The sequence below is a fragment of the Streptomyces sp. NPDC104831 genome, from assembly GCF_055583025.1.
This window is the reverse complement of the sequence record NZ_JBVJOT010000020.1, coordinates 103,691-115,965: the sequence shown is the minus strand read 5'-3', so window position 1 is coordinate 115,965 and position 12,275 is coordinate 103,691. Positions and strand designations below refer to the sequence as shown.

9 protein-coding genes and 1 pseudogene are annotated in these 12,275 nt (G+C 72.6%); 4 read left to right on the top strand and 6 right to left on the bottom strand.

Annotation, left to right across the window (positions count from 1 at the left end; all coding sequences use genetic code 11):
- Positions 1-267: 267 nt before the first annotated feature.
- Together helR and ACZ63H_RS16325 are read left to right on the top strand one after the other, a co-directional pair.
- Positions 268-2,439, top strand: a complete 2,172-nt coding sequence (helR, locus tag ACZ63H_RS16330) for an RNA polymerase recycling motor ATPase HelR (protein WP_469865449.1) — start codon at positions 268-270, stop codon at positions 2,437-2,439.
- 49 nt (positions 2,440-2,488) lie between these two features.
- A complete protein-coding gene (locus tag ACZ63H_RS16325) occupies positions 2,489-3,001 on the top strand; it encodes a GNAT family N-acetyltransferase (protein ID WP_469865447.1) in 513 nt (170 codons plus the stop codon).
- A 1-nt stretch (position 3,002) separates the two neighbouring features.
- Here ACZ63H_RS16325 and ACZ63H_RS16320 read toward each other — a convergent pair.
- The 6 genes and pseudogenes from ACZ63H_RS16320 to ACZ63H_RS16295 all read right to left on the bottom strand — a co-directional run.
- Positions 3,003-3,140, bottom strand: a pseudogene (locus ACZ63H_RS16320) (DNA-binding response regulator); the annotation flags it as partial.
- Positions 3,141-3,211: 71 nt separating this feature from the next.
- The gene (locus ACZ63H_RS16315) at positions 3,212-3,847 is read right to left on the bottom strand and encodes a potassium-transporting ATPase subunit C (protein ID WP_469865445.1); all 636 of its coding nucleotides are present in this window, start codon (positions 3,845-3,847) and stop codon (positions 3,212-3,214) included.
- A gap of 5 nt (positions 3,848-3,852) precedes the next feature.
- A complete protein-coding gene (gene kdpB, locus ACZ63H_RS16310; protein WP_469865443.1) occupies positions 3,853-5,955 on the bottom strand; it encodes a potassium-transporting ATPase subunit KdpB in 2,103 nt (700 codons plus the stop codon).
- 32 nt (positions 5,956-5,987) lie between these two features.
- Positions 5,988-7,649 (bottom strand): potassium-transporting ATPase subunit KdpA, encoded by a 1,662-nt coding sequence (gene kdpA, locus ACZ63H_RS16305; RefSeq protein WP_469865441.1) that lies wholly within the window; start codon positions 7,647-7,649, stop codon positions 5,988-5,990.
- An 8-nt stretch (positions 7,650-7,657) separates the two neighbouring features.
- On the bottom strand, positions 7,658-7,747 hold the full coding sequence (gene kdpF, locus ACZ63H_RS16300) for a K(+)-transporting ATPase subunit F (RefSeq protein WP_469865439.1): 90 nt from the start codon (positions 7,745-7,747) through the stop codon (positions 7,658-7,660).
- The gene (locus tag ACZ63H_RS16295; protein ID WP_469865437.1) at positions 7,744-7,932 is read right to left on the bottom strand and encodes a hypothetical protein; all 189 of its coding nucleotides are present in this window, start codon (positions 7,930-7,932) and stop codon (positions 7,744-7,746) included. The genes kdpF and ACZ63H_RS16295 overlap by 4 nt, the downstream gene beginning before the upstream one ends.
- A gap of 140 nt (positions 7,933-8,072) precedes the next feature.
- Here ACZ63H_RS16295 and ACZ63H_RS16290 point away from each other — a divergent pair, with 140 nt between their 5' ends.
- Both ACZ63H_RS16290 and ACZ63H_RS16285 read left to right on the top strand, forming a co-directional pair.
- A complete protein-coding gene (locus ACZ63H_RS16290; protein WP_469865435.1) occupies positions 8,073-8,867 on the top strand; it encodes an SDR family NAD(P)-dependent oxidoreductase in 795 nt (264 codons plus the stop codon).
- Positions 8,868-9,470: 603 nt separating this feature from the next.
- Entirely contained in the window at positions 9,471-12,266 is a 2,796-nt protein-coding gene (locus ACZ63H_RS16285) for an AAA family ATPase (RefSeq protein WP_469865433.1), read from the top strand.
- Positions 12,267-12,275: the final 9 nt, after the last annotated feature.

Genomic DNA, 12,275 nt, shown 5'->3' with positions numbered 1-12,275 from the left:
GACGCCGACCCCCCCCCCCCCCCCCCCCCCCCCCCCCCCCTTCCCCCCCCCCCCCCCCCCCCCCCCCCCCCGGACCGGCAGGCGTGCCACCCTGCCGACCGCCGTGCGCACCGGCCCGGACGGCGCACGCCCGACCGGCCGGCGCCAGACACCGGGAAACCGGCAGGCAGGCCGCCCGGCCCGTCCGCCGTCCGGGCGCGACCGGCCCGGAACCACCGACACGACCACTACGCGGCCGAGAACGCGGCCCTCATCGGAGAGAGATACGTGACATCCCACCTGACCACCAGCGCGTTCGACCTTCCCGACCGGCTGTCCGCGAAGGCCGACCCCGCGCTGATCGGCGACGACGAGCGGCACTTCGCGGCGATCGCGGAGTGCCTGGAGCAGTCGATCGCCGAACTGACCGGGCGGCTCGACGCCGAACGCCGGGCGCCCGGCGGCACCGGCCGGCAGGCGATGGACCGGGACGCGGAGATCCACCGGCTGACCGCCCGGCTGCGCACGCTGCGCCGCTTCGGACTGGACCTGTGCCTCGGGCGCATGGTCACCGCGGACGACCCCGAGCCCGTGTACGTCGGACGGCTCGGCCTCACCGACAGCACGGGCCGGCGGCTGCTGGTCGACTGGCGCTCCCCCGCCGCCGAGCCGTTCTTCGGGGCCACCCACGCCCACCCGATGGGCTTGGTGAGCCGCCGCCGGTACCGCTGGACGAACGGCCGCATCGGCGACTACTGGGACGAGGTGTTCACCGCCGACGGCCTGGTGGGGCACGCCGCGCTGGACGACCAGTCCGCGTTCATCGCCGGTCTGGGCGGCAGCCGTTCGGCGCGGATGCGGGACGTGCTCGGCACCATCCAGGCCGACCAGGACGCCATCATCCGGGCGCCTTCGCGCGGCGCGCTCGTCGTGGACGGCGGCCCGGGCACCGGCAAGACGGTCGTGGCCCTGCACCGCTCCGCCTACCTGCTGTACGCCGATCCCCGGCTCGGGCACCGCCGGGGCGGGGTGCTCTTCGTCGGCCCGCACCGGCCGTACCTGTCCTACGTCGCCGACGTCCTGCCCGGCCTCGGCGAGGAGGGCGTGCAGACCTGCACCCTGCGGGACCTCGTCGCCGAGGGGGCCCGGGCGGTGCCCGAGGCCGATCGGGAGGTGGCCCGGCTGAAGTCGTCCGCGCGGATGGTGCGGGCGATCGAGACCGCCGTCAGGTTCTACGAGGAACCGCCCACCGAGGACATGACGGTCACCACCCCCTGGTCCGACATCCGGCTGACCGCGGACGACTGGGCCGCGGCGTTCGACGCGGCGGAACCCGGCACGCCCCACAACGAGGCCCGCGAGCAGGTGCTGGCGGAACTGCTGACGATCCTGGAGGACAAGCACGACGGCGACGCCCCGTCCGAGCTGCTGCGCAGGTCGCTGCGGACGAACCGGGAGCTGCTGACGGCCCTCGACCGGGCGTGGCCGCAGCTGGAGGCGGCCGACCTCGTCGGCGACCTGTGGACGGTGCCCGCCTACTTGCGGCTGTGCGCCCCCTGGCTCGGCCCGGACGAGGTCCGGCGGTTGCAGCGTGCGGACGCGCAGGCCTGGACCGTGTCGGACCTGCCGCTGCTGGACGCGGCGCGGCAGCGGCTCGGCGACCCGGAGGCGGCGCGGCGCGCGCGGCGGAACGCGGCGCTCCTCGCGGCGCAGCGGGAGCGCATGGAGCGGGTCGTCGACAACCTCGTCCAGGCGGTGGCGACGTCCGGGGCCGACGGGGACGACGGCGAGGGCCTGGTGGCGATGTTGCGCGGGGAGGACGCGAAGGTGAGCCTGGTGGACGAGGGCGAGCTGCCCGCCGCCGATCCCGACGTGCTCGCCGGGCCGTTCGCGCACATCGTCGTGGACGAGGCGCAGGAGCTGACCGACGCGGAGTGGCAGATGCTGCTGCTGCGGTGCCCGTCCCGGAGTTTCACGATCGTCGGGGACCGGGCGCAGGCCCGGCACGGGTTCACGGAGTCCTGGAACGAGCGGCTCGAACGGGTCGGGTTCGACCGGGTCCGGCCGGCGTCGCTGAGCGTGAACTACCGGACGCCGGAGGAGGTCATGGCCCGGGCCGAGCCGGTGATCCGGGCCGTGCTGCCCGACGCCAACGTGCCGGTGTCCGTGCGCCGCAGCGGTGTCCCCGTCGGCCACGGCTCCGTCGCGGAGCTGCGCTCGGTCGTGGACACCTGGCTCGCCACGCACGCCGACGGGACCGCCTGTGTCATCGGCGACCCCGCCTTCCCGGCGGCCCCCCGGGTCCGCTCCCTGCCTCCCGAGCTGACGAAGGGGCTCGAATTCGACCTGGTCGTCCTCGTCGACCCGGACCGCTTCGGCACCGGCGTCCAGGGGGCGGTGGACCGCTACGTCGCGATGACCCGGGCCACCGGCCGGCTCGTCCTCCTCACCAGTCCTTGACCCACCCGGAGCCGCCCGTGCGAGGATCCTGGGAAAACGGAGGAGACCCGTGGAACTGCGCGATGTGTCGCCGGGCGATGTCGACGCCTACGTCCGGATGCGCTGCGACCCCGCCATGATGGCCGACCTCGGCGGCCCGCTGCCGCGCGAGGGGATCGCGGAGAAGGTGGAGCGGGATGTCCGGGAGGCGGCGGACGACCAGGCGTGGATCAAGATGATCGTTCCCGACCCGGGCCGGCCGGAGGTGGTGGCGGGCCAGGTGACCCTCTGGTCGCACGACCCCGGCGGCGGGCCGGTCTCCGAGATCGGGTGGATGGTGCTGCCGGAGTTCCAGGGCCGCGGCCTGGGCAAGCGCGCCGTCCGCGCCCTCCTGGAGAAGGCCCGGGAGCAGGGGCGGTGGGGCGTGGTGCACGCCTTCCCGGCGGTCACCAACGGGGCGTCGAACGGCATCTGCCGGTCCGTCGGGTTCCGGTTCCGGGCGGAGGTCGAGGTGGAGTTCGCGGGGCGGATGCTCCGGGCCAACCACTGGGCCGTCGATCCGCGGACGGATCCGATCCGGTGACGGGCCGGCGGGCGGCCGCGAGGCCGAGCGCGGTGGCTCCGTCGGGGGCCGCGTCGACACCGTAGCCGCGGGCCTGGAGATTGATCACGAGGGCCCGTACGAGCTGCGGGTCGTCCTCCACGACGAGGACCCGGGTCATGGGCGCACGCCTTTCCTCTTCACGGCTCGGGGGCCGGTGGCACCGGCCCCCGGGCGCGTCGCGTAAGACCGTCATCGCCGCCTGGCCACGAGGTCCCCGAGCGCGATGTTGAGCTCCAGGACGTTCACGCGGGGTTCGCCGATGAAGCCCAGGGTGCGTCCCTCGGTGTGGTCCTCGACCAGCCCGCGCACCGCGGTGACGGGCAGGTGGTTCCTGGCGGCGACCCGGCGCACCTGGAGCGCGGCGTAGGCCGGGGAGATGTCCGGGTCCAGGCCGGAGCCGGAGGAGGTGACGGCGTCGGCGGGAACGTCGGCGGAGACGACCGGGTGACCGGGCACCGAGTTGTCCCGGACGATCTCGGCCTTGGCGTCCCGGACCTGGCGGAGCAGCTCCTTGCTGTCGGCGGCGAGGTTGGTCGCGCCGGACACCAGCAGCCGGTATCGGGTGTTGACCGAGTTCCCGGCCAGTCCGCGTGCCGGGCGGGGCTGGAAGTACCGCAGGTCGTGACCCTGCTGCCCGATGAGGGAGGAGCCGACGACCTTGCCGTCCGCCTTGATCTCCGAGCCGTTCGCCTTGTCGTGGAACAGCCCCTGGGCGATGCCGGTGATCACCAGCGGGTAGACGACACCGGTCACCAGGGTCAGCACGAGGAGGGCGCGCAGGCCCGCCCCGAGCAACCGGGCCGTGTTCGTTACGGAGTTGTTCATGGCGATCAGCCGATTCCGGGAATGAGGGAGATGAGCAGGTCGATGAGCTTGATGCCGACGAAGGGGGCGACCAGGCCGCCGAGGCCGTAGATGCCGAGGTTGCGCCGCAGCATCTTGTCGGCGCTCATGGGCCGGTACCGCACGCCCTTCAGGGACAGCGGGACCAGCGCGATGATGATCAGCGCGTTGAAGACGACCGCGGAGAGAATCGCGGAGTCCGGCGAGGACAGGTGCATGATGTTCAGCTTGTCCAGGCCCGGGTGGACCGCCGCGAACAGCGCCGGGATGATCGCGAAGTACTTCGCCACGTCGTTGGCGATGGAGAACGTCGTCAGCGCGCCCCGGGTGATCAGCAACTGCTTGCCGATCTCCACGATCTCGATCAGCTTCGTCGGGTCGGAGTCGAGGTCGACCATGTTGCCGGCCTCCTTGGCGGCCGACGTGCCGGTGTTCATGGCCACGCCGACGTCCGCCTGGGCGAGGGCGGGCGCGTCGTTGGTGCCGTCGCCGGTCATCGCGACCAGCCTGCCGCCGGCCTGCTCCCGTTTGATGAGGGCCATCTTGTCCTCGGGGGTGGCCTCGGCGAGGAAGTCGTCCACGCCCGCCTCCTCGGCGATGGCCTTGGCGGTCAGCGGGTTGTCGCCCGTGATCATGACCGTCCTGATGCCCATGTGGCGCAGTTCCCCGAACCGCTCGCGCATGCCCTCCTTGACGACGTCCTTGAGGTGGATGACGCCGAGCACCCGGGCGCCGTCTGCGTCCTGCACGGCGACGAGCAGGGGTGTGCCGCCCGCTTCCGAGATCCGGCCGGCGGTGGCGTCGGCGTCCTCGGCGACGGTGCCGCCCCGCTCCTCCACCCAGGCGATGACCGAGGCGGTGGCGCCCTTGCGGATCCTGCGCCCGTCGACGTCCACGCCGGACATACGGGTCTGAGCGGTGAACTCGATCCACTCGGCACCGACGAGTTCGCCTTGGTGTCGTTCGCGCAGTCCGTACTTCTCCTTCGCCAGGACGACGACGGAGCGGCCCTCGGGGGTCTCGTCGGCCAGCGACGACAGCTGGGCGGCGTCCGCGACCTCCGCCTCCGCGGTACCGCGTACCGGCACGAACTCCGCGGCCCGCCGGTTGCCGAGGGTGATGGTGCCGGTCTTGTCCAGCAGCAGCGTCGAGACGTCACCGGCCGCCTCGACCGCACGCCCGGACATCGCGAGCACGTTGCGCTGGACCAGGCGGTCCATGCCGGCGATGCCGATCGCGGACAGCAGGGCGCCGATGGTGGTCGGGATGAGGCAGACCAGCAGGGCGACCAGCACCACCATCGTCAGGTGCGTGCCGGCGTAGGAGGCGAACGGCGGCAGGGTCGCCACCGCGAGCAGGAAGACGATCGTCAGCGAGGCCAGCAGGATGTTCAGGGCGATCTCGTTCGGCGTCTTCTGCCGGGCCGCGCCCTCGACCAGGTTGATCATCCGGTCGATGAAGGTCTCGCCGGGCCTGGTCGTGATCTTGATGACGATCCGGTCCGACAGCACCTTCGTACCGCCCGTGACGGCGCTGCGGTCGCCGCCGGACTCGCGGATGACCGGCGCGGACTCGCCGGTGACGGCCGACTCGTCCACGGACGCGACACCCTCGACGACGTCCCCGTCGCCGGGAATGACGTCCCCGGCCTCACAGACCACCCGGTCACCTATCGTCAGCGCGGTGCCCGGCACCTGCTCCTCGCCGCCGTCGGCGCGCAGCCGACGGGCGACGGTGTCGGTCTTCGCCTTGCGCAGCGTGTCGGCCTGGGCCTTGCCCCGGCCCTCGGCGACCGCCTCCGCCAGATTGGCGAAGAGCACGGTCAGCCACAGCCAGGCGCTGATGGTCCAGCCGAACCAGTCGGTCGGGTCCGTGAAGGAGAACACGGTGGTCAGCACCGAGCCGATCCACACCACGAACATCACGGGAGACTTGACCATCACCCGCGGGTCCAGCTTGCGGAACGCGTCCGGCAGCGACTTGACCAGCGCCTTGGGGTCGAAGAGGCCCGCTCCGACACGGCCCTCGGCGGGCTTGTGCCCGGTGCGGACATCGCTGTGCGGCGCCCGGGTGTGTGCGGCTGTGGACATGGAGTCCTCTGACTTCTCTGTACGGGTGGTCATCACGCGAGCCCTTCCGCGAGCGGCCCCAGAGCGAGGGCCGGGAAGTAGGTGAGACCGGTGATGATCAGGATCGCGCCGACCAGCAGGCCGGTGAACAGCGGCTTCTCGGTGCGCAGGGTGCCCGCCGTGGCCGGGACGGGCCGCTGTCCGGCCAGCGAGCCGGCGAGTGCCAGCACGAACACCATCGGCAGGAAGCGGCCGAGCAGCATGGCGAGCCCGGTCGTGGTGTTGAACCAGTCGGTGTTCGCGTTCAGGCCAGCGAAGGCCGAGCCGTTGTTGTTCGACGCCGAGGTGAACGCGTACAGCACCTCGGAGAAGCCGTGCGCGCCCGGGTTGAGCATCGAGTGCGGCGGGGTCGGCAGGGCCAGGGAGGCGGCGGTGAGGACCAGGACGAGCGCCGGGGTGACGAGGATGTAGCACGCGGCGAGCTTCATCTCCCGGGCGCCGATCTTCTTGCCCAGGTACTCGGGGGTGCGGCCGACCATCAGGCCGGCGATGAACACCGCGATCACCGCCATGATCAGCATGCCGTACAGGCCGGAGCCGACGCCGCCGGGCGCGATCTCGCCCAGCATCATGCCGAGCAGGGTGATGCCGCCGCCCAGGCCGGTGAAGGAGGAGTGGAAGGAGTCCACCGCACCGGTCGACGTGAGCGTGGTCGTCACCGCGAAGACCGAGGAGCCGCCGACGCCGAAGCGGACCTCCTTGCCCTCCATCGCCCCGCCCGCGGCCTGGAGCGCCGGGCCGTGGTGGGCGAACTCGGTCCACATCATCAGCGCGACGAAGCCCAGCCAGACGGCCGCCATCGTGCCGAGGATCGCGTAGCCCTGCCGCACGCTGCCGACCAGCTCGCCGAAGGTGCGGGTCAGCGAGAAGGGGATCACCAGGATGAGGAAGATCTCCAGCAGGTTCGTGAACGGGGTCGGGTTCTCGAAGGGGTGGGCGCTGTTCGCGTTCGCGACACCGCCGCCGTTGGTGCCCAGTTCCTTGATGGCCTCCTGCGAGGCGTAGGCGCCGCCGCCCCACTGCTGCGAGCCGCCCGTGAACTGCCCGACCTCGTGGATGCCGGAGAAGTTCTGCAGCACGCCCGAGGCGACCAGCACCACGGCGGCGAGCGCGGCGAGGGGCACCAGGACGCGCAGCGTGCCGCGTACCAGGTCGGCCCAGAAGTTGCCCAGTCCACCGGAGCGGGACCGGGTGAAACCGCGCACCAGTGCCACGGCCACGGCCATGCCCACGGCGGCCGACACGAAGTTCTGCACGGCCAGACCGGCGGTCTGCACGAGGTGGCCCATGGTCTGCTCGCCGGCGTACGACTGCCAGTTGGTGTTGGTCACGAAGGAGACGGCCGTGTTGAACGACTGCGCGGGGTTCACCGAGGCGAAGCCGAGCGAGCCGGGCAGGACGCCCTGGAGCCGCTGGAGCAGGTAGAGGAAGAGGACACCGGCCAGGGAGAAGGCCAGCACACCGCGCAGATACGCGGGCCAGGTCATCTCGGCGTCGGGGTCGGCGCCGATGGCCCGGTAGATCCACCGCTCCGCCCGCAGGTGGCGCCGTGAGGTGTAGACCCGGGCCATGTAGGTGCCGAGCGGGATGTGGACGAGCGCCAGCGCGCCGATGAGGGCGAGCAGCTGGAGCACGCCTGCCAGTACGGGACCCATGTGCGTGCTCAGAACCTCTCCGGGAAGATCAGGGCGAGGACGAGGTAGCCCAGCAGGGCGGCGGCCACGAGCAGGCCGACGACGTTCTCCGCGGTCACAGCCTCGTCACCCCCTTGGCGACGAGAGCCACCAGCGCGAAACCGGCGAGCACGGTGAGGACGAAGGCCAGATCGGCCATCGCGGACTCCTGGAGTGAGGTTCGGTGGAAACGGACGTGTACGAGGAAACCGCCTGCGTGACCGGTTCCGGCCGTTGTTGACGCCTCTCTTACGGCAGGGCCCATGGCTTTGACGGATCCCTTACGGCCGCCGGTCGGCACCGTGGCGGCGACCGGGTTCTCGACGCCCGGCGCGGGAGGCGGGCCCGCGCCGTGACCCGCGCGGGGCACGGTACGGCCGCGGGCCGGGGGGAACTCGTTCCCTCATGCGAATCGATCTGACAGGACGTACCGCACTGGTCACCGGCTCGACACAGGGCATCGGTGCCGCCATCGCCGTCGCGCTCGCCCGGGCCGGGGCCCGGGTGGGGGTCAACGGCCGCGACGAGCGGCGGGTGGCCGAGAGCGTGCAGGCGCTGACGAGCAAGGTGCCCGGCGCCGAGGCGGTGCCGGTGGCCGCCGACGTCACCGGGGACGAGGGCGCGGCCCGGGTGGCGGAGCTGCTGCCCCGGGTGGACATCCTCGTGAACAACCTCGGCATCTTCGGCGCCGCCGACCCGCTGGAGATCAGCGACGCGGAGTGGCGGCGCTACTTCGAGGTGAACGTCCTGGCCGCCGTACGGCTGACCCGGCTGTATCTGCCGGGCATGACCGAGCGGGGCTGGGGCCGGGTGCAGTACGTGGCGAGCGACTCGGCGGTGGTCGTCCCCGCGGAGATGATCCACTACGGAATGTCCAAGACCGCCCTGCTGGCGGTGGGCCGGGGCTTCGCCAAGAAGGCCGCGGGCACGGGCGTCACGGTGAACTCGGTCATCGCGGGCCCCACCCACACCGGAGGCGTCGAGGACTTCGTATACGAGCTGGTCGACCGGGAGCTGCCCTGGGACGAGGCGCAGCGCGAGTTCATGCGCAGGCACCGTCCGCAGTCCCTGCTCCAGCGGCTGATCGAGCCCGAGGAGATCGCCCACATGGTCGTCTACCTCAGCTCCGAGCAGGCGTCGGCCACGACCGGCGGGGCCCTGCGCGTGGACGGCGGGTACATCGACTCGATCCTGCCCTGACCGGCCTCCGGGCAGGGGCGGTGCCCGATCGGGCAGCCACACCGCCTTTCACGTGACCGATCTCACGATTGACCCTGCCCGGATCCTTTCATTAACCATCCGGTAAATAAACGGCCCGTAAAACGATGCCTCGACGGACCGTCCGGCCAGTAGGCAGGAGGCCCGGAGAACCACAACTGACCGATACATGACGACAGTTGACAACGTTGACCTGGACAGATAGCGTTTCGGTCTGCTATGTGTTTCTAATCTTTAATTCAGGATTCGACTAGCAAAGCCGCGGACACCCCGAATCGATTCCGGCCATTTATTGGCCGGAATCGATTCGGGGTGTCGACAGTACGCGGCACATACGGGAGACCAGAGGATGCAACGCCCCTCGCGATGCAGTCAGGGACCGCATCGGCGGGCACACGCCCACCGCGCCGCCGGTCAGCAGCCCTCCGCCAGGGACCGGGCCGGTTCGGCGCGCCGCCTTTGTCGCGCCGCCGCCGCCCTTGTGAACTCTCCACGCACCGTCGCGTGACATCCCGCCATCGCCCATCACGCGGAAAGCGGAGCACGATCCGGTTCGGCATAAAGAATCCATGGGGGAGAGGCACCATGCACATCTTCGGCCGTTCGAGAGAACTCCGGTCCCTGGCCGAGGCATTCACCGACTGTGCGCGGGGAAACGGCCGCCTCGTGATCATCACGGGGGGCCCGGGATCCGGCAAGACCCAGTTGATGCACGAATTCCTGGCCACGCTGCACAGCGCCGACGCGCGGGTCCTGGCCGGCACGGCCTGCGCGGCGGAACGGCAGCAGCCGATGAGCCTGGTCGGGCAATTACTCGGCAACGCCGAGGCGGAGTACGCCTTGGCGCACCACGCTTCCTCGGCCCCGCGCCCCGCGGCGCGCGACGGCCGTCCCCGGGAACCCGGACCCCGCGCCCCGTCCGCGCCGCCCGCGCTCCGGGCGGCCGAGGGGACCGAGGCGCTGCTGAGCCTCGTCCCCGGCGAACGTCCCCTGGTCATCGCCCTGGACGACGCCCACGCCATGGACCCCGAGTCGCTGACGACGGTCATCCATCTGCTGCGCCGCAGCCGCTCCCGGCGGGTGCTCGTGGTGTGCGCCACCTCCGGGCACTTCGGCGCGGCCCGCTCGGACGCGCACACCGAGCTGCTGCGCCAGCCGCACCAACGGGTGCGGCTGGCCCCGCTGTCCGAGGCGGGCGTCGGCGAACTCCTCGCCGCCCAGGCCGGCCGGGCCCTGCCGGACCTCGTGTGCGGCGCCTACCACCGGGCCACCGCCGGCAGCCCCTTCCTCATCCACGCCCTGCTGGACGACAGCGCCGGCCTCGGCCCCGAGATCGGCCCGCCCGTGGCCGGCGCCGCCTACCGCCAGGCCGTGCTCTCCCTGCTGCACCGCGGCGGGGCGGGCGGGGTCCGGGTGGCCCGGGCCCTGGCCGCGCTCGGCACCCTCGCGCAGACCGTCTCCGTCGCGGAGCTGGCCGGCACCACGCCCGCCGGCGCCCAGGAGGCCGTCGCCGTCCTCAACTCCTCCGGCCTGCTGGACGGTCACGCCTTCCGGCACCCCACCGCCGCCGCGGCCGTCCTGGAGGACATGGACACCACCGCCCGCACCGAACTGCACGGCCGGATCGCCCAGCTGCTGTATCGTTCCGGCGCCCCCGCCGTCGAGGTGGCGCGGCATCTGCACGCCGCCGGCCAGGTCCCGGCGGGCTGGGGCGCGGGAGTGCTGCGCACCGCCGCGGAGCAGGCGCTGGCCGCCGACGACGTGGAGCGCTGCACCGACTACCTCGGCATGGTCCTGCGCGTCTGCGCCGACGAACGGGAACGCCACGCCCTGTCGGTGGCCCTGGCCCGCGCCCAGTGGCGTACCAACCCGGCGGCGGCCGGCCCCCACCTGGAGCCGCTGCGCGAGGTCGCGCTGGACGGCGGGCTGAGCATGCGGGACACCGCCACCGTCCTGCGGTACCTGCTGTGGCGGGGCGACACCGAACTGGCCGCCAAGGCCGTCACCACGCTCGTGCACGCCCAGTCGCCCGCCGACGCGCAGACCGTCGCCGAGGTGGAGTTCGTACGGCAGTGGTTCTACGGCGTGGCGCTGCCCGGCAAGGGCGCCCCGGCCGCCGGCCCCGCCCCGCGCCCCCGCCCGGTGCGCGCCGACGGCGGCGGACTGGCCGCGCGGGTGGCGGCGCTGGTCGGCGGCGAGGCCACCGACGAGTCCGCGGCGGCCGTCGCCCAAGCCCTGCAAGGACACCAGCTGGACCATCTCAACCTCGAACTGGTCGCGATGTCGCTGCTGGCGATCGCCCACGCGGACCGGCCCGCGATCGCCGCCGCGGCCTGCGACGGGCTGCTGGAGTGCGCCGTGGAGCGGGGGGCGACGACCTGGCAGGCCCTGCTCGGCTCCATCCGGGCCGAGATCGCCCTGCTCCGGGGCGACGTGACCACCGCGTCGCGGGGCGCGCTCGACGCGCTCGGCACCCTGGGCGCGCAGAGCTGGGGGGTGCTGATCGGCCTGCCGCTGTCGACGGCCATCTCCGCGCACACCGCCACCGGCTCCCACGCCGAGGCCGGGGAACTGCTCAAGCGCGATGTGCCGGAACCCATGTTCCGCACCGTGTTCGGCATCCAGTACCTGCGCGCCCGCGGCCACCACTACCTCGCCACCGACCGGCCGTTCGCGGCCCTGGGCGACTTCGAGACCTGCGGCCGGCTGCTCCGCGAGGGCAATCCCAGCCTGCAGAAGGGCATCCCCTGGCGGTCCGACCTGGCGCTGGCCAATCTGCGGATAGGCAAGGCCCGCACCGCCCGCGAGTGGGCGGAGGAGCAGTTGCGGCTGCCGGGCGGGCACAGCTCCCGGGCCCGGGCCATGGCACTGCGGCTGCTGGCCGCGACCAGCAAGCCGCACCGCCGGGCCTCCCTGCTGCGCGAGACGATCGACCTGCTCAAGACGTGCGGCGACCGCTACGCGCTGGCACAGGCCTACGCCGACCTGTCCGCCGCGCACTACGAGCTCGGCGAGTACGCCCGGGCCCGGCTGGTGGCCCGGCGGGCCGCCCGGGAGGCCGAGGCCTGCCGGATCGAGTCGCCGGTCGACGCGCACCTGCTGGAGGACCCGGTACGGCCCGAGGCCGCCGAGTCCGAGGACGGCCCGGCCATCCTCAGCGACGCCGAGTGCCGGGTCGCCGGGCTGGCCGCGCTCGGCTACACCAACCGGGAGATCAGCGCCCGGCTGCATGTCACGATCAGCACGGTGGAGCAGCACCTCACCCGGGTCTACCGCAAGCTCCAGGTGGCCAGCCGGGCGGAGCTGCCGTCGAAAATGCTGGAGCACCGCATCCCCAAACTGTCGGACCGCTGGGCCGACACCCACACGTCGGCGGGCTGAGCGACTCCC